Origin of the sequence: Sphaerotilus natans (genome assembly GCF_900156335.1) — a bacterium.
Lineage (GTDB): Bacteria > Pseudomonadota > Gammaproteobacteria > Burkholderiales > Burkholderiaceae_C > Sphaerotilus > Sphaerotilus natans.
In genome coordinates this window covers 63,923-80,126 of record NZ_FTMZ01000016.1, presented here as the reverse complement: position 1 = coordinate 80,126, position 16,204 = coordinate 63,923, and the positions used below count along the sequence as shown (strand labels likewise).

Here is a 16,204-nt window from a genome sequence, read left to right as displayed (position 1 = left end):
TCAGGCCACGCGCAGGCTGGACCGGACGGTCGGCCGCGAGGGCTGAGTCAAAGCATGACGCCGAGCGGGTCTTTCGGACATCCCGACAAGTCCCGATGGTCTGGAAGCGATTTCAGTGAATTTTTTCTTGATGCGGATCAGTGGTTTTCGTGGAATGAATGATCTGCATCAACAGAGAGTCGCGATGGAGGCTTGCCGACAGCCGGCGTCGGAGGGCGGGTCCTGGACTGGGCTGCCGCAGGCCGTGAGGATTGAGCCCGGATCGGTTCAGGGCGAGGCCGGTCGACGGCGGGTCATCTCGCGCATCGTGTCGAGGGAGATCTCGGTGCGGGCCTCGACACGCGGGCGGGCGACCGGACGGAAGGCATGGCCGTAGATGATCTCGAAGCCCAGATGCAGGCGTCCGTCGGGGCCGCGCAGCCGGTCGGTGAGGGTCGATTCCAGTGTCCGGCGCCATTGCCGGCCCCGCAATCCGGGTTGTCGAGCAGGGTGCGTGTTCAGGCCGAGCGTGCGCAGCTCGGCCAGCAGCGCCTGCGGTGAGTCCCAGGTCAGCGTCAGCCGCTCCATGTCCATCACCGGATCGGCGAAGCCGGCCTGCACCAGATCGTCGCCGAGGTCGTGCATGTCGATCCAGTCGCTGCCGGGCGCGCCCCAGCCGGCCTCGGCCCAGATCGCACGCAGCTCGGCCAGGGTGTCCGGGCCGAAGCAGGAGAACATCAGGAAGCCGTCGACCGCGATCAGCGCATGCCAGCGCGCCAGCAGCGCCGGCCGGTCGTCGATCCAGTGCAGCATCATGTTGGCCCACAGCAGCTCGGCGGGCGCCTCGCTCTCGCTGGCAGGGCGGGCGCGGCCGGCACCGAGCAGGCGCTGCCACCAGCGGCCCTCGTCGCGGGCCTCGTCCTCGAGCGGGCGGCCGTCCAGGCCGGTGCGCAGCAGCCGCGCCTGCGGATAGCGCGCCTGCAGCAGCGCGGCGCCGCCCGAGGTCGGGCTCCACCAGTCGATCAGGCTCGCCGGCTGGCGCAGGATGAGGCCGAGGCGCTCGTCCATGCGGCGAGCGATCTCCTCGTGCAGCCACGGGGGCGGGCGCTTCGCGGATTGCGCCAGATGGCGGGCCAGGGCGGCAGGGGCGATGCGCGGCGCGCGCAGTCGCGGGGCATCGGCAGCGGCGGGGGAAGAGGCGTCTTGCATGATGCCGGCGCAGTATAGTGAGCCGGCCATGGCCGCGCGCAGCACCGGATCGGTTTCTCCGCTGGGACGATGGTCGCGCCTGCTGCGCGGCCTGGGCAGCCGCTGCCGTGTCTGCGCCGGCTGGCAGGACCAGGTGATCTGCGCCCGCTGCCAGTCCGCCTTCGCGGCCGAGCCGCCGGTGGTCCTGTCGGACGCCGGGCTGATCGGCCATGCCGCGCTCGCCTACCAGCCGCCCTGGAGCACGCTGATCGCCGACTTCAAGTACGGCGGCGCCTGCGAGCTGGCCACGCCGCTGGCCGCGCTGCTGGCCCAGGCCCTGCAGCAGGCGGCCGACGCGGACCGGCTGCGCTGGCCGGACTGGGTGCTGCCGGTGCCGCTGGCCCGGCCACGCCTGCGCGAGCGCGGCTACAACCAGTCCTGGGAGCTGGCGCGCCGGCTGGCGCCGCCGCTGGGCCTGCAGGCGCGCGCCGATCTGGTCGAGCGGCTGATCGACACCCCGCACCAGGTCGGGCTGGACCGTCAGGCGCGCGGACGCAATCTGAAGGGCGCCTTCGCGCTCACGCCGGCGGGCCGCCGGCTGCTGGCCGGCGCCTCGGTCGCGCTGGTCGACGACGTGCTGACGACCGGCGCCACCGCCGCCGAGCTGGCGGCCGTGCTGCAACAGGCCGGTGCGCGCGAGGTGCAGGTCTGGGTGGTGGCGCATGCCGATCGGCGATGATCCGGGCATGTTCCGCATCGTCCTCGTCCACCCCGAAATCCCGCCGAACACCGGCAACGTCATCCGCCTGGCGGCCAACACCGGCTGCGAGCTGCATCTGGTCGAGCCGCTGGGCTTCTCGATGGATGACAAGCTGCTGCGCCGTGCCGGCCTCGACTATCACGAGTACGCGCCGGTGCGGCGCCATGCCTCGTGGGAGGCGCTGCTGGAGACCTGCCAGCCCGACCGGGCACGCATGTTCGCGATGACCACCCGCGGCAGCCGGCCCTTCGCCGAGGTGGCCTGGCAGCCGGGCGACTGGCTGGTCTTCGGCTGCGAGACCAGCGGCCTGCCGCCGGCGTTGCGCGACGGGCATTTCCCGACAGGGCAGCGGGTGCGCCTGCCGATGCGCCCCGAGCAGCGCAGCCTGAACCTGAGCAACGCGGTGGCGGTGACGGTGTTCGAGGCCTGGCGGCAGAACGGCTACGCCGGCGCCGCCTGAGCGGCGCGCGTCCCGCGTTGTTCAGCTTTCGGAGCGGGCCTCGCGCTGCATCAGTGCCTGCACCGCCTCGCGCGGCGTGCAGTCACCCTGCAGCACGCCGACCACCGCGCGGGTGATCGGCATCTCCACGCCCAGCGCGGTGGCGCGCTCCAGCACGGTGCGCGCGCTGTAGACACCTTCCGACACATGGCCGAGCTCGACCAGGATGCGCTCGAGCGTCTGGCCCTCGGCCAGCTTCAGGCCGACGCGGCGGTTGCGCGAGAGGTCGCCGGTGGCGGTCAGCACCAGATCGCCCAGGCCGGACAGGCCCATGAAGGTCTCGGCACGGCCGCCCAGGGCCAGGCCCAGCCGGGTCATCTCGGCCAGGCCGCGGGTGATCAGCGCCGCGCGCGCGTTCAGGCCCAGATTCATGCCGTCGGCCATGCCGGTGGCGATGGCCAGCACGTTCTTGACCGCGCCGCCCACCTCGACGCCGACCGGATCGCTCGACGAGTAGATGCGCAGCGTCGGGCCATGCAGCGCGGTGATGGCCGACTGGCACAGCGCCGCGTCCTGGCTGGCCGCCACCAGCGCGGTGGGCTGGCCGCGCGCGACCTCGAGCGCGAAGCTCGGGCCGCTGAGCACGCCCGCGCGCAGCTGCGGCGCCGCCTCGCGGGCGATCTCGTGGCCGAGCCGGCCGCTGCCGGCCTCGAAGCCCTTGCTGAGCCACAGCACCGCCGCGCCGTCGGGCAGGCGCTGCAGCATCTCGCGCAGGCCCGCCATCGGCGTGGCGACGATCAGCAGGCCGTCGGTGCCGGCATGCGCCAGCGCGTCGGCCAGGTCGGCGGTGACCTCCAGCGCGCTGGGCAGCGCGACATCGGCCAGATAGCGCGCATTGCGCCGGCTGGCGGCGATTGCTGCCGCCTGGGCCGGATCGCGGGCCCAGAGCCGGGTCGGGTGGCGGGTGGCCGCCTGCGCCGCGAGCGCGGTGCCCCACGCTCCGGCGCCGAGCACCGAGATCTGCATCGTCAGGCGTTCAGCGCGCCGTTGCCCTGTTGCTGGGCTTCGTACATCGCCTGGAAGTTGACTTCAGCCAGATGCACCGGCGGGAAGCCGGCGCGGGTGACGGTGTCGGCCACGACGGCGCGCAGGTAGGGGTAGACGATGCCCGGGCAGGCGATGCCCAGGATCGGCGACATCTGGTCTTCCTCGATGTTGCGGATCTCGAAGATGCCGGCTTCCTTGGCCTCACACAGGAACAGGGTGCGGTCGCCGAGCTTGGTGGTCACGGTGGCGGTCACCGCGACTTCGTAGATGCCCTCGACCACCGGCTGCACCTCGACGGCCAGGTTGATGTCGACGGACGGCTGGCCCTGCTCGACGAGGATCTGCGGCGAGTTCGGCTGCTCCAGCGACAGGTCCTTCAGGTACACGCGCTGGATCTGGAAAACGGGTTGCGCGTCTTGAATGTCGGCCATGATCGGGTCTCGGTGGTGATGGAAGGAAGGGAATCGGATGGGATCGAGTCTGCCTGGCCACGGCCGGACGGCGATAGTGCACGCCGGTCGCAGGGCCGGCAGATTATGCAGCGTCGGGCCTGTCGTCCCGGTGTGGCCAGCCCGCATACTGGCCGACCATGATTCATCGCACGCCGCCGACGCTTCTCACGCTGGTCCGCCACGGCGAGACCGATTCGAACCGGGTCCACCGCTTCCAGGGCCAGCTCGATGTGCCGCTCAATGCGACCGGTCTGCTGCAGGCCGAGCGGCTGGCCGAGCGCCTCGCCGATGAGCCGTTCGACCAGGTCGTCAGCAGCGACCTGCTGCGGGTGCGCCAGACCGCCGCGCCGCTGCTGGCCCGGCGCGCGGCCCGGCCCGAGGTCGATCCGGTCTGGCGCGAGCAGGGCTTCGGCCTGTTCGAGGGGCTGACGGCCGAGGAGGTGATCGCGCGCCATCCCGCGCTGTGGCAGCAGTGGCTGCGCCAGGACGCCGACTTCGCGCTGCCCGGCGGCGAGAGCGTGCGCGCCTTCTCGGCGCGGGTGAACGGTGCGCTCGATGCGCTGGCGGCGCGCCATGCCGGCGCGCGGGTGCTGGTGGTGACGCACGGCGGCGTGCTCGACATGCTCTGGCGCCGCGTCAGCGGCCAGCCGCTGTCGAGCGCGCGGGCCTGCGCGATCCCGAATGCCGGCCTGAACCGGCTGCGCTGGCAGGCCGGCGTGCTGTCGATCGACGCCTGGGGCGAGACCGATCATCTGGCCGGCCTGCCGGCCCAGCCCTCGACGGTGTCGCTGAGCGTGCGCTACGCCGCGGCCCCGGTGCCCTCGACGCCGCCGACGCCCTGAGCCAGCAGCGCCGCCACCGGCGCGGCCAGCGCCTGGCCGCCGGCGTCCACCGCCTGCGTGGCGCCCCCCTCCAGCGCCGACTGCACCAGTCGCGCCAGCGTGCCCGCATGCGGCAGGATCGTGCCGAAGAACAGTGGCCGCGCGCCGCGCAGCACCATCACGGTGGGGAAGTTCGCGATGTCGAGCGCCGCGTCGCCCAGCGCGTCGCTGTGCTCCTCGATGTCGATCCAGGCGAAGCGCGCCTGCGGCCAGTCGCGCGCCAGCTGCGCGAAGGTCGCGCCGTAGGCCTGGCAGGTGGTGCACCAGCCGGCGCACAGGCAGACGACGGAGATCGTGGCGGCGGTCGGTTCGGCGGACGTCATGGCGGCAGTGTGCCAGAGCGGTCCGCCGTGGCCTCTTATTCGTTTTGCGCATGACGATCCAAGCAATCGTTGGTTGATCGCACAAGCGGGCCGGCCAACAATCGCCGCGGTGAACTTCCAGCAATTGCGTTCCGTCCGCGAGACCGTGCGTCGCGGCTTCAATCTGACCGAGGTGGCCCAGGCGCTGCACACCTCGCAGCCCGGTGTCAGCCGCCAGATCCGCGAGCTCGAGACCGAGCTGGGCGTGGAGATCTTCGTGCGCGCGGGCAAGCGCCTGACCGGCCTGACCGCGCCGGGCGAGGTGGTGCTGCCGATCGTCGAGCGGCTGCTGAGCGATGCCGACAACCTGCGCCGCGCCGGCGAGGACTTCGCCGCGCAGGACCGCGGCACGCTGGTCATCGCTGCGACCCACTCGCAGGCGCGCTACGCGCTGCCGCCGGCGGTGCGCGACTTCCGCGCCACGCATCCGCAGGTGGTGCTGCAGATGCACCAGGGCTCGCCGCAGCAGGTCGCGCAGATGCTGCTCTCGGGCGAGGCCGACATCGGCATCGCCACCGAGGTGCTGGCCGAGACCGCCGGCCTGGTGGCGCTGCCGTGCTACCGATGGACTCATGTGGTGGTGGTGCCGCCGGATCATGTGCTGGCGCGGGAAGCCGAGCAGGGCCGCACGCTCACGCTGCGCCGGCTGGCCGATTTTCCGCTGATCACCTACGAGGGCGGCTACACCGGCCGCTCGCACATCGACCAGGCCTTCGCGCGCCACGGCCTGAAGCCCGACGTCGTGCTGGCGGCGATGGACGCCGATGTCATCAAGACCTATGTCGAGCTGGGCATGGGCGTCGGCCTCGTCGCCTCGATCGCCTATGACGAGAGCCGCGACCTGGGCCTGCGTGCGATCGACACGCGCCACCTCTTTGCCGCCAGCATGACCCGGCTGGCGCTGCGCCGCGGCAGCTACCTGCGCCGCTACGCCTACGAGTTCATCCGCTGCTTTGCCTCGCCGCTGACGCCGGCGCTGGTCGAGCGGGCGATGCGCGAGGCCGCCGCCGGCGGTGACGACGGCGGGTTCGAGATCTGATCCTCAGATCGCCGCGGCCGGATCGTCCGCCACGTTCGTGCCGCTGGCGTCGAAGCGGGTGAGGCGGCGCGGCTTCAGGTGCACCGTGTCGCCGGGGCGCAGCGCCAGACGCTCGCGCAGCCGCGTCCAGGTCTCGCGCGAGAGCTCGACGTCGACCGCCGCCTCGTCGCCCTGGCGGCGCAGCTCCAGCCGGGTGTTGGGGCCGACCGTCAGCACATGCGCCAGCGTGGCGGCCCAGCTGCCGGGCTCGGGCGCGGCGACGATGTCGATCTCGTGCGGGCGCACGTAGCTGACCTCGCCCGGCGCATGGTCGCGCCGGCCGTGGAAGAGGTTGACGTCGCCGAGGAACTGCAGCACGAAGGGCGTGGCCGGGCGGTCGTAGACCTCGTCGGGGCTGCCGACCTGCTCGACGCGGCCCTCGTTCATCACGACGATGCGGTCGGCCACCTCCATCGCCTCCTCCTGGTCGTGGGTGACGAAGACGCTGGTGACGTGCATCTCGTCGTGCAGCCGGCGCAGCCAGCGGCGCAGCTCCTTGCGCACCTTGGCGTCGAGCGCGCCGAAGGGCTCGTCGAGCAGCAGCACCTTGGGCTCGACTGCCAGCGCGCGCGCCAGCGCGATGCGCTGGCGCTGGCCGCCGGAGAGCTGGTGCGGGTAGCGCTCGGCCACGCCTTCGAGCTGCACCAGCTTCAGCAGCTCGGTGACCTTGGCGCGGATGGCCGCCTCGCTGGGGCGCGTGGCTTTCGGGCGCACGCGCAGGCCGAAGGCGACGTTCTCGAAGATGGTCATCTGCGGGAACAGCGCGTAGTGCTGGAAGACGAAGCCGACCTGGCGCTCGCGCACATGGGCGTCGGTGGCGTCCTCGCCCTGGAACAGCACCTGGCCCGCATCGGGCACCTCCAGGCCGGCGATCATGCGCAGCAGCGTGGTCTTACCCGAGCCCGACGGGCCCAGCAGCGCCACCAGCTCGCCCGAGCCGATGGTCAGGTTCACGTTGTCGCAGACGGTCAGCGCGCCGAAGCGCTTGTTCAGATCACGGATCTCGATGCTCATGGCGTCTCGCGGTGGCGGTTCAGTGCGTGTCGTCCTGGCGGGCGCTGCTCAGCTGCGCCTTCACCCGCCGTTCGACCAGGTATTTCAGTCCGAGCGTGACCAGCGCCAGTCCGGCCAGCAGCGACGACACCGCAAAGGCCGCCGCGAACTGGTATTCGTTGTAGAGGATCTCGATGTGCAGCGGCATCGTGTTGGTCTGGCCGCGGATGTGGCCTGACACCACCGAGACGGCGCCGAACTCGCCCATCGCGCGGGCATTGCACAGGATCACGCCGTAGAGCAGCGCCCACTTGATGTTGGGCAGCGTCACGCGGCGGAACACCTGCCAGCCGCTGGCGCCCAGCACCACGGCGGCCTCCTCCTGCTCGCGGCCCTGCGCCTGCATCAGCGGGATCAGCTCGCGCGCGACGAAGGGGAAGGTGATGAAGACGGTCGCCAGCACGATGCCCGGCACCGCGAAGATCACCTTCAGGTCATGGTCGCGCAAGGCTTCGCCGAACCAGCCCTGCAGGCCGAACACCAGCACGAAGATCAGGCCGGCGATGACCGGGCTGACCGAGAAGGGCAGGTCGATCAGCGTCAGCAGCAGGCTTTTGCCGCGGAACTCGAACTTGGCGATGCACCAGGCCGCGGCCACGCCGAAGACCAGGTTCAGCGGCACCGAGATGGCCGCGGCGATCAGGGTCAGCCAGATGGCCGAGCGTGCGTCGTCCTCAACCAGCGCCGCCAGGTAGACCTCCCAGCCCTTCTTCAGGGCCTCGAAGAAGACGGTGGCCAGCGGCACGAACAGGAACAGCGCCAGGAACAGCAGCGCCACCGCGATCAGCGTGCGCCGCACCCAGGCCGGCTCGGCGGTGGCATTGCGCCCTTCGGCGCGGGAAGACATCAGGGGTCCGCTCATGAGGTTCTCGTTTCACTGGCCCTGGCGCTTGCGCGTCCAGGCCTGCAGCAGGTTGATGACCAGCAGCATCACGAAGCTCATCAGCAGCATCACGACCGCGATCGCGGTGGCGCCGGGCACGTCGTACTGCTCGAGCTTGCTGATGATCATCAGCGGCGTGATCTCGCTGACCATCGGCAGGTTGCCGGCGATGAAGATCACCGAGCCGTACTCGCCCAGCGCGCGGGCGAAGGCCAGCGCAAAGCCGGTGGTCAGCGCTGGCAGCAGGATCGGCAGGATCACCAGCCGGAAGGTCTGCCAGCGGTCGGCGCCCAGCGTCGCGGCGGCCTCCTCGTATTCCTTCGACAGGTCTTCGAGCACCGGCTGCAGCGTGCGCACCACGAAGGGCAGGCCGATGAACAGCAGCGCGACGAAGACGCCGATCGGCGTGAAGCTGACCTTGAACGGCAGCCACTGGCCGATCAGGCCGTTCTCGGCGTAGAGCGCGGTCAGCGTGATGCCGGCCACCGCGGTCGGCAGCGCGAAGGGCAGGTCCACCAGCGCGTCGACCAGGCGCTTGAACGGGAAGTCGTAGCGCACCAGCACCCAGGCGATGATCAGCCCGAAGACCGCGTTGATGGCCGCCGCCGCCAGCGAGGCGCCGAAGGTCAGCCGGTAGGACGCGACCACCCGGGGCGAGGAGACTGCGTCCCAGAAGGCCGGCCAGGTCATCGAGGCGGCCTTCAGGAAGGCGGCCGCCAGCGGGATCAGGACGATCAGGCTCAGATAGAGCAGCGTGAAGCCCAGCGCGAGATCGAAGCCGGGCAGCACGCTGTGACGGCGCAGCAGCGCGCGGGAGAACAGCATGGCGGGGAGGGGCGGTGAGGCTTACTTGCGGCCGGCGCCGAGGATCTGGTCGTAGACGCCGCCGTCGTTGAAATGCTCGGCCTGCGCCTTCTTCCAGCTGCCGAAGATCTCGTCGACGGTGAAGGTCGGCACGGTCGGGAAATCCTTGGCGTACTTCGCGGTCACCTTCGGGTCGCGCACGCGCAGGTTGTGCTTGGCGGCGATCTCCTGGGCGTCCTCGCTCCAGAGGTATTTCAGGTAGGCCTCGGCCTGCTTGCGGCTGCCTTTGCGGTCGACCACCTTGTCGACCACCGCGACCGGGTTCTCGGCCAGCACGGTGCTCTTCGGATAGACCATGTCGAAGTTCTTGCCGAACTCCTCGACGATGGACTGCACCTCGCTCTCGAAGGTCACCAGCACGTCGCCCATGTTGCGCTGCGCGAACGTCGTGGTGGCGGCGCGGCCGCCGCCGTCGAAGACCGGCACGTTGGCGAAGATCTTCTGCGTGAGATCGCGCGCCTGCGCCGGCGTGCCGCCGGCCTTGATCACCGAGCCCCAGGCGGCCAGGTAGCCGTAGCGGCCGTTGCCGGTGACCTTCGGGTTCGGGATGATGACCGAGGTGCCCGGGCGGGCCAGATCGGCCCAGTCCTTCACGCCCTTCGGATTGCCCTTGCGCACCAGGAAGATGGTGAGCGAGCTGGTCGGCGCGGCATTGTTGGGCAGACGCCGGGCCCAGTCGGCGGCGATCAGGCCCTTGTCGGCGACCACGTCGATGTCGAGCGCCTGGTTCATCGTGATGACATCGGCCTCCAGACCCTCGATGACGCCGCGCGCCTGCTTGCTCGAGCCGCCATGCGACTGGTTCAGCACGATGTCCTCGCCGGTGGTCTTCTTCCAGTGCGCGGCGAAGGCCTTGTTGTAGTCCTTGTAGAACTCGCGCGAGACGTCGTAGCTGACGTTGAGCAGCGGCGGCGCGGCCAGCGCGGCACCGGCCGGCATCAGGCCGGCGACGGCGGTCAGGGCGGCGGCGGCGTGGCGCAGAAGGTGGCGACGGGTCGTGTGGTTCATGTCGGGCTCATGGGCGGGGAGGCTGCGGATCGTAGAACCGGCGCGTTCTGCGTACAACGCATTTTTTGTTGGTTGCTTATGCGTTGATCGCATATCGAGGCCGTCTGCGGCCTTCATCGCCGGGTGACGACGCGGTCGAAGGTGCCGCCGTCGCTGAAGTGCGTCTTCTGGGCCTCGCGCCAGCTGCCGAACACGTCGTCGAGGCGGAACAGCTCGATCTTCGGGAACTGCGCGGCGTACTTGGACGCGGCCTTCGGGTCGATCGGGCGGTAGTGGTTCTGGCCGGCCAGATCCTGGCCTTCGGCCGAGTAGAGGTACTCCAGATAGCCCTGCGCGACCGCGCGCGTGCCCCGTTTGTCGACCACCTTGTCGACCACCGCCACCGGCGGCTCGGCCAGGATGGACTGCGCGGGGGCCACGATCTCGAACTTGCCCGGGCCCAGCTCCTTCAGCGCCAGCAGCGCCTCGTTCTCCCAGGCCAGCAGCACGTCGCCGATGCCGCGCTCGACGAAGGTGACGGTGGAGGCGCGCGCGCCGGTGTCGAGCACCGGCACGTTGGCGAAGAGCTTTTGCACAAACTCCAGCGCCTTCGCGTCGGAGCCGTAGGTCTTCTTCGCCCAGCCCCAGGCGGCCAGGTAGTTCCAGCGCGCGCCGCCCGAGGTCTTCGGGTTGGGCGTGATGACCGAGACGCCCGGCCGGGCCAGGTCGGCCCAGTCCTTCACGCCCTTCGGATTGCCCTTGCGCACCAGGAAGACGATGGTCGAGGTGTAGGGCGAGCTGGCGTGCGGCAGGCGCTTCTGCCAATCAGTGGGCAGCAGCTTGGCCTTGTCCGAGATCTCGTCGATGTCGTAGGCCAGCGCCAGCGTGACCACGTCGGCCTCCAGCCCGTCGATGACCGAGCGGGCCTGCTTGCCCGAGCCGCCGTGCGAGGCCTTGACCGTCACGTTGTCGCCGGTCCTGGCCTTCCAGTGCGCCGCGAAGGCCTTGTTGAAGTCCTGGTAGAGCTCGCGCGTCGGATCGTAGGAGACGTTGAGCAGCGTGAAGTCGCGGGCCTGTGCCTGGGGCGCCAGCGTCATCCCACCGGCGCCCAGCGCGAAAGTCAGGGCCAGGGACAGGGCGTGCAGAGTGGGGCGGCGGCGCATCGGTTCGTCTCTTTCGGGGCAGGGGGTGATGAGCGTCGATGCTAGGCAGCGCGCCTTCCGCGGCCAACGAATCGATTCGAGGATCGACATGCGCCGGGTGCATGAGCCCGGTGCATGAGAAATCCTCGTGATCATCAGGGTCATAGTGTATTGACTGGTCAATCATTGATTGGTCAATGAAAATCGCGACCCATGAATGACCATGAGACCGGGCACGATCCTGCCGGCGCGCTGCCGCCGATCTACGACTGCAGCACCTACAGCCCCGACCGCAGCCTGGGCCTGCTGATGCGCCGGGTGCTGAGTTCGGTGCTGATGGAGGCCGACCGGCGGCTGGCCGAGCACGACCTGACGCATGCGCAGTGGATGCCGCTGTTCAAGCTGCTCAAGGGCTGTCCGGACAGCGTGACCGCGGCGGTGCTGGCGCGCGATCTCGATGTCGATCCGGCCGCGATCACGCGCATGTTCGACCGGCTCGAGGCCAAGGGCCTGGTGCGGCGCGAGCGCTCGACCACCGACCGACGCGTCGTGCAGCTGGCGCTGACCGAGGCGGGCCGCGAGGTGGCCGAGAAGGTGCCGCCGGTGCTGGTCGAGGTGCTCAATGCCCATCTGGCGGGCTTCCGGCCCGAGGAGTTCGAGATGCTGATGTCGCTGCTGCAGCGCATGCTGGCCAATGGCGAGGCGATGCGCGCCCGCGCCGGGGGAGACCCGGCATGAGACGGCGCACGAGCCTGACCCTGACGCTGCTGGCCGGCGCGCTGGTGCTGGCCGGCTGCGCCAGTCCGGGGCCGTCGCGCCTGCTGCTGGCGCCGGTCGAGCCCGCCCGGATCGGTCTGAGCGTCGCCGAGGCCGGCGCGACCGAGCTGAGCGCCACCGAGGGCTGGTGGAAGGCCTTTGGCGATGCGCGGCTGGATGCGCTGGTCGAGCGTGCGGTGGCCGATCATCCCGGCGTGCAGGCGGCCACGGCGAGGCTGGCGCGGGCGCAGGCCGCCGGTCGTGGCGTCGATGCGGCCGGTCAGGCGCAGGCGGGCCTGTCGGTCGATGCCGCCCGCCAGCGCTACACCGCCAATGGCATGGTGCCGGCACCGGTGGCCGGCACGGTACGTGATACCGGCACGATCCAGCTCGGCGGCAGCTGGTCGCCGGACTTCTTCGGCCGGCACCGCGCCGCGCTGGCGGCCGCCGTCGGCCAGGAGCTGGCGGCCGAGGCCGAGCTGGCCCATGCGCGCCAGGGGCTGGCGACCGCGGTGGTGCGCCAGTACGTCGCGCTGGCGCGGCTGCTCGGCCAGCGCGAGGTCGCCGACCGGGCGGTGCAGCTGCGCGAGCGCACGCTCGAGCTGGTGCGCGCCCGGGTGCGCAGCGGCCTCGACACCCAGGTCGAGCTGCATCAGGCCGAGGCCGCGGTGCCCGATGCGCGCACGCAGCGCCTGATGCTCGACGAGCAGATCACGCTGGCGCGCCACGCGCTGGCCGCGCTGACGCAGCAGCCACCCGAGGCGCTGGACGCGCTGGCGCCCCGCCTGGCGGCGCTGCAGCCGGCGCCGCTGGCGGACGGGCGCGTCAGCACCGACCTGCTCGGGCGTCGCGCCGACATCGTCGCGGCGCGCTGGCGCGTCGAGGCCGCGGCGCAGAACGCCCGCGAGGCGCGCGCGCAGTTCTACCCGGATGTGCAGATCAGCGCCTTCGTCGGCCTGAGCGCGCTCGGGCTGGACCGCGTGCTGCAGCTCGACAGCCGCCAGGCCGGCATCGCGCCGGCGCTGCGCCTGCCGTTGTTCGACGCCGGGCGGCTGCGTGCGCAGCTTCAGGTGCGCGCCGCCGAGATCGACGCGGCGGTGGCCGCCTACAACGGCGCGGTGCTGGAGGCCGTGCGCGAGTCGGCCGATGCGCTGGCCTCGGGCCGCGCGGTGCAGGCGCAGCGCCAGGAGCAGGCTCGTGCGCTGGCCGGCGTCGAGCAGGCCTTCGACGCCGCGCAGCGCCGCTACGACGCCGGCCTGGCCGGCTACCTGACCGTGCTGTCGGCCGAGCAGCAGCTGCTGGCGCAGCGCCGCGCCGCGGTCGACCTGCAGGCCCGCGTGCTCGACACGCAGGCGCAGCTGATGCAATCGCTGGGCGGCGGCCATGCCGCGCCCGTGCTTCCGCCGGACGCGCCGCGCGCGACCGCCGAACTCGATCCCACCCGGAGCTCGACCCGATGAGCAGCCAACCTCCCGTCTCTCCCGCCGCGGCCGCACCGGCCGCCGCGCCCGCCACGCGCCGCCGGGCGCTGATCGGCATCACCGCCGCGGCCTTGCTGGCCGGCGGCGCCTACGCCGCCTGGTGGTCGCTGGTGGCTCGCCACAGCGAGAGCACCGACAACGCCTACGTCCAGGCCCGCGTGGTCCAGGTCACCGCGCAGACCGGCGGCACCGTCGTCGCCATCGAGGCCGACGACACCGACCATGTGCGCGCCGGCCAGAGGCTGCTCAAGCTCGATCCGACCGACGCCAGGCTTGCGCTCGAACAGGCTCAGGCCCAGCTCGCGCAGACGGTGCGCGAGGTGCGCCAGATCCACAGCGGCAGCGACGCGCTCACGGCGCAGATCACGCTGCGCGAGGCCGAGCTCAAGCGCCTGCAGTCCGACATGGCGCGCGCCCAGGCCGATGTCGATCGCCGCGCCGGGCTGGTCGACAGCGGCGCGGTCGGCCGCGAGGAATTCCAGCACGCCACCGCGCAGCTGGCGGCCGCGCGCAGCGCGGTCGAGTCGGCCCGCGCCGCGCTGGCCACGGCGCGCGAGCAGCAGCGCGGCAGCGGCGTGCTGGTCGAGGGCGGCCCGATCGAGACGCTGCCGCAGGTGCAGCGCGCCGCCGCCAAGGTCCGCGAGGCCTGGATCGCGCTGCGCCGCACCGAGCTGCCGGCGCCGCTGGACGGCCATGTCGCGCGCCGCAGCGTGCAGCTCGGCCAGCGCCTGCAGGCCGGCGCGCCGGTGATGTCGGTGGTCGATCTGGCCGGCGTCTGGGTCGATGCCAACTTCAAGGAAGGCCAGCTGCGCAATCTGCGCATCGGCCAGCCGGCCGAGCTGGTGGCCGATGTCTACGGCAGCCAGGTGGTCTACCACGGCCGGGTCGCCGGCCTGGGGGCGGGCACCGGTGCGGCCTTCTCGCTGCTGCCGGCGCAGAACGCCACCGGCAACTGGATCAAGGTGGTGCAGCGCGTGCCGGTGCGCATCGAGCTCGATCCGAAGGAAGTCGCCGCGCACCCGCTGCGCGTGGGCCTGTCGATGAACGTGACCGTCGATGTCGAGAAGCAGGACGGCGCGGTGCTGGCGCCGGTCAGCGCGCCCGCCCGCCCCGAGGACCGCACCCGCGTCTACGACGACCTGGACCGCGAGGCCGAGGCCGACGTGCAGCGCATCATCGCCGCCCACCGCGGCGCGGCGCTGCCTGGCGTGGCCGCCTCGCGCCCGGCGGCGCGTCCGCTGACGCTGGCGCCGCTGCGGAGCCCGAGCGCATGAGCGCGGCGCCGGCCGGCGCGAGCGGCGCCGCGGCTCCCGCTCCGCTCTCGGGTGGCGCGCTGGCGATGGGCACGCTGGCGCTGTCGCTGGCGACCTTCATGAACGTGCTCGACTCCTCGATCGCCAACGTGTCGCTGCCGGCGATCGCCGGCGACCTGGGCGTGAGCCCGTCGCAGGGCACCTGGGTCATCACCAGCTTCGGCGTGGCCAACGCGATCTCGGTGCCGCTGACCGGCTGGCTGACGCAGCGCTTCGGCGCGGTGCGGCTCTTCACCTGGAGCGTGATGCTGTTCGTGCTGGCCTCGTGGCTGTGCGGCTTTGCGCCGACGCTGGAGCTGCTGATCGCCTTCCGCGTGCTGCAGGGCCTGGTGGCCGGGCCGATGATCCCGCTGTCGCAGACGCTGCTGCTGTCGAGCTACCCCGCCGCCAAGGCCGGCACCGCGCTGGCGCTGTGGGGCATGACGACGCTGGTGGCGCCGGTGGTCGGGCCGCTGCTGGGCGGCTGGATCACCGACCACATCCACTGGGCGTGGATCTTCTACATCAACGTGCCCTTCGGCCTGCTGGCGGCGGGCATCACCTGGCGCATCTACCGCCGCCGCGAGACGCCCACGCGCCGGCTGCCGATCGACAGCGTCGGGCTGGCGCTGCTGGTGATCTGGGTCGGCGCGCTGCAGCTCATGCTCGACAAGGGCCACGAGCTCGACTGGTTCCACTCGGGCGAGGTGATCGCGCTGGCGGTGGTGGCGGTGCTGGGCTTCGCCTTCTTCCTGGCCTGGGAGCTGACCGAGGCGCATCCGATCGTCGACCTGCGGCTGTTCACCGGGCGCAACTTCCTGTGGGGGTCGCTGACGCTGTCGGTGGCCTACGGGCTGTTCTTCGGCAATGTCGTGCTGCTGCCGATGTGGCTGCAGCAGTGGATGGGCTACACCGCGACCTGGGCCGGCATGGCGATGGCGCCGGTGGGGCTGCTGGCCATCCTGCTGACGCCGCTGGTGGGCAAGAAGGTGGCCGAGTGGGATCCGCGCCGCATGGCCACCGGCGCCTTCCTGCTGTTCGCGCTGGTGCTGTGGATGCGCAGCCGCTTCACCACCGGCAACGACTTCACCTCGATCCTGATCCCGACGCTGATCCAGGGCGCGGCGCTGTCCTTCTTCTTCATTCCGCTGACGACGCTGACGCTGGCCGGGCTGCCGCCGGCCAAGGTGCCCTCGGCTGCGGGGCTGTCGAACTTCGTGCGCATCACCGCCGGCGCGATGGGCACCTCGGTGGCGACGACGCTGTGGCAGGACCGCGCGATCACCCATCACGCCGAGCTGGTCGAGCACCTGCAGCCCGGCGTGCCGGCCGCCGACGAGGCGCTGCGCCAGATGCAGGCCGGCGGTCTGGAGCCGGGGCAGGCGCTGGCGCAGCTCGACCGGCTGGTGAGCCAGCAGGCCTACACGCTGGCGGTCGACGATGTCTTCCTGGCCTCGGCGGCGATCTTCCTGCTGCTGGTGCCGATGGTCTGGCTGACGCGGCGCCCGCCGCGCCGTGCGGGCGCCGCGGCGGTGGACGCCGGCGGCGCGCACTGAGCCG

The 16,204-nt window shown here is 71.6% G+C and carries 17 protein-coding genes; 8 read left to right on the top strand and 9 right to left on the bottom strand.

What is annotated here, in order from left to right; all coding sequences use genetic code 11:
- Positions 1-267 precede the first annotated feature (267 nt).
- Positions 268-1,188 (bottom strand): methyltransferase domain-containing protein, encoded by a 921-nt coding sequence (locus BW996_RS14430; RefSeq protein ID WP_076458974.1) that lies wholly within the window; start codon positions 1,186-1,188, stop codon positions 268-270.
- Positions 1,189-1,216: 28 nt separating this feature from the next.
- On the opposite strand from BW996_RS14430, the gene BW996_RS14425 reads away from it, so the two are divergent.
- Both BW996_RS14425 and trmL read left to right on the top strand, forming a co-directional pair.
- Positions 1,217-1,906 carry a ComF family protein gene (locus BW996_RS14425; RefSeq protein ID WP_051631850.1) on the top strand — a complete coding sequence of 230 codons (690 nt, stop codon included), beginning with the start codon at positions 1,217-1,219 and terminating at the stop codon, positions 1,904-1,906.
- A gap of 7 nt (positions 1,907-1,913) precedes the next feature.
- Complete coding sequence (trmL, locus tag BW996_RS14420; protein WP_037481125.1) at positions 1,914-2,387, top strand: tRNA (uridine(34)/cytosine(34)/5-carboxymethylaminomethyluridine(34)-2'-O)-methyltransferase TrmL; 474 nt, start codon at positions 1,914-1,916, stop codon at positions 2,385-2,387.
- A 21-nt stretch (positions 2,388-2,408) separates the two neighbouring features.
- Here the strand turns inward: trmL and BW996_RS14415 are convergent, their stop codons facing one another.
- Both BW996_RS14415 and secB read right to left on the bottom strand, forming a co-directional pair.
- Entirely contained in the window at positions 2,409-3,392 is a 984-nt protein-coding gene (locus BW996_RS14415; protein ID WP_037481126.1) for an NAD(P)H-dependent glycerol-3-phosphate dehydrogenase, read from the bottom strand.
- 2 nt (positions 3,393-3,394) lie between these two features.
- Positions 3,395-3,844 carry a protein-export chaperone SecB gene (gene secB / locus BW996_RS14410; protein ID WP_037481127.1) on the bottom strand — a complete coding sequence of 150 codons (450 nt, stop codon included), beginning with the start codon at positions 3,842-3,844 and terminating at the stop codon, positions 3,395-3,397.
- 158 nt (positions 3,845-4,002) lie between these two features.
- On the opposite strand from secB, the gene BW996_RS14405 reads away from it, so the two are divergent.
- A complete protein-coding gene (locus tag BW996_RS14405; protein ID WP_051631851.1) occupies positions 4,003-4,707 on the top strand; it encodes a histidine phosphatase family protein in 705 nt (234 codons plus the stop codon).
- Here the strand turns inward: BW996_RS14405 and BW996_RS14400 are convergent.
- On the bottom strand, positions 4,665-5,069 hold the full coding sequence (locus BW996_RS14400) for a thioredoxin family protein (RefSeq protein ID WP_076458969.1): 405 nt from the start codon (positions 5,067-5,069) through the stop codon (positions 4,665-4,667). The genes BW996_RS14405 and BW996_RS14400 overlap by 43 nt on opposite strands.
- Positions 5,070-5,178: 109 nt before the next feature.
- Here BW996_RS14400 and BW996_RS14395 point away from each other — a divergent pair, with 109 nt between their 5' ends.
- Entirely contained in the window at positions 5,179-6,147 is a 969-nt protein-coding gene (locus BW996_RS14395; RefSeq protein ID WP_037481128.1) for a CysB family HTH-type transcriptional regulator, read from the top strand.
- 3 nt (positions 6,148-6,150) lie between these two features.
- Here the strand turns inward: BW996_RS14395 and BW996_RS14390 are convergent, their stop codons facing one another.
- The 5 genes from BW996_RS14390 to BW996_RS14370 form a co-directional block, all read right to left on the bottom strand.
- Entirely contained in the window at positions 6,151-7,200 is a 1,050-nt protein-coding gene (locus BW996_RS14390; RefSeq protein ID WP_037481129.1) for a sulfate/molybdate ABC transporter ATP-binding protein, read from the bottom strand.
- A 19-nt stretch (positions 7,201-7,219) separates the two neighbouring features.
- The gene (gene cysW / locus BW996_RS14385; protein ID WP_051631852.1) at positions 7,220-8,101 is read right to left on the bottom strand and encodes a sulfate ABC transporter permease subunit CysW; all 882 of its coding nucleotides are present in this window, start codon (positions 8,099-8,101) and stop codon (positions 7,220-7,222) included.
- Positions 8,102-8,113: 12 nt separating this feature from the next.
- Entirely contained in the window at positions 8,114-8,947 is an 834-nt protein-coding gene (cysT, locus tag BW996_RS14380) for a sulfate ABC transporter permease subunit CysT (RefSeq protein ID WP_037481131.1), read from the bottom strand.
- A 21-nt stretch (positions 8,948-8,968) separates the two neighbouring features.
- On the bottom strand, positions 8,969-9,994 hold the full coding sequence (locus tag BW996_RS14375; protein ID WP_037481137.1) for a sulfate ABC transporter substrate-binding protein: 1,026 nt from the start codon (positions 9,992-9,994) through the stop codon (positions 8,969-8,971).
- A gap of 113 nt (positions 9,995-10,107) precedes the next feature.
- Positions 10,108-11,070 (bottom strand): sulfate ABC transporter substrate-binding protein, encoded by a 963-nt coding sequence (locus BW996_RS14370; protein WP_139330891.1) that lies wholly within the window; start codon positions 11,068-11,070, stop codon positions 10,108-10,110.
- Positions 11,071-11,328: 258 nt separating this feature from the next.
- Here BW996_RS14370 and BW996_RS14365 point away from each other — a divergent pair, with 258 nt between their 5' ends.
- From BW996_RS14365 to BW996_RS14350, 4 genes are read left to right on the top strand one after another with little or no spacing between them, the layout of a single operon-like run.
- A complete protein-coding gene (locus tag BW996_RS14365) occupies positions 11,329-11,853 on the top strand; it encodes a MarR family winged helix-turn-helix transcriptional regulator (protein WP_081838072.1) in 525 nt (174 codons plus the stop codon).
- Positions 11,850-13,331 carry an efflux transporter outer membrane subunit gene (locus tag BW996_RS14360; protein WP_037481139.1) on the top strand — a complete coding sequence of 494 codons (1,482 nt, stop codon included), beginning with the start codon at positions 11,850-11,852 and terminating at the stop codon, positions 13,329-13,331. Before BW996_RS14365 ends, BW996_RS14360 begins: the two co-directional genes overlap by 4 nt.
- Complete coding sequence (locus BW996_RS14355) at positions 13,328-14,626, top strand: HlyD family secretion protein (RefSeq protein WP_051631854.1); 1,299 nt, start codon at positions 13,328-13,330, stop codon at positions 14,624-14,626. The genes BW996_RS14360 and BW996_RS14355 overlap by 4 nt, the downstream gene beginning before the upstream one ends.
- The gene (locus BW996_RS14350; RefSeq protein WP_037481140.1) at positions 14,623-16,200 is read left to right on the top strand and encodes a DHA2 family efflux MFS transporter permease subunit; all 1,578 of its coding nucleotides are present in this window, start codon (positions 14,623-14,625) and stop codon (positions 16,198-16,200) included. The genes BW996_RS14355 and BW996_RS14350 overlap by 4 nt, the downstream gene beginning before the upstream one ends.
- The last annotated feature ends 4 nt before the right edge of the window (positions 16,201-16,204 follow it).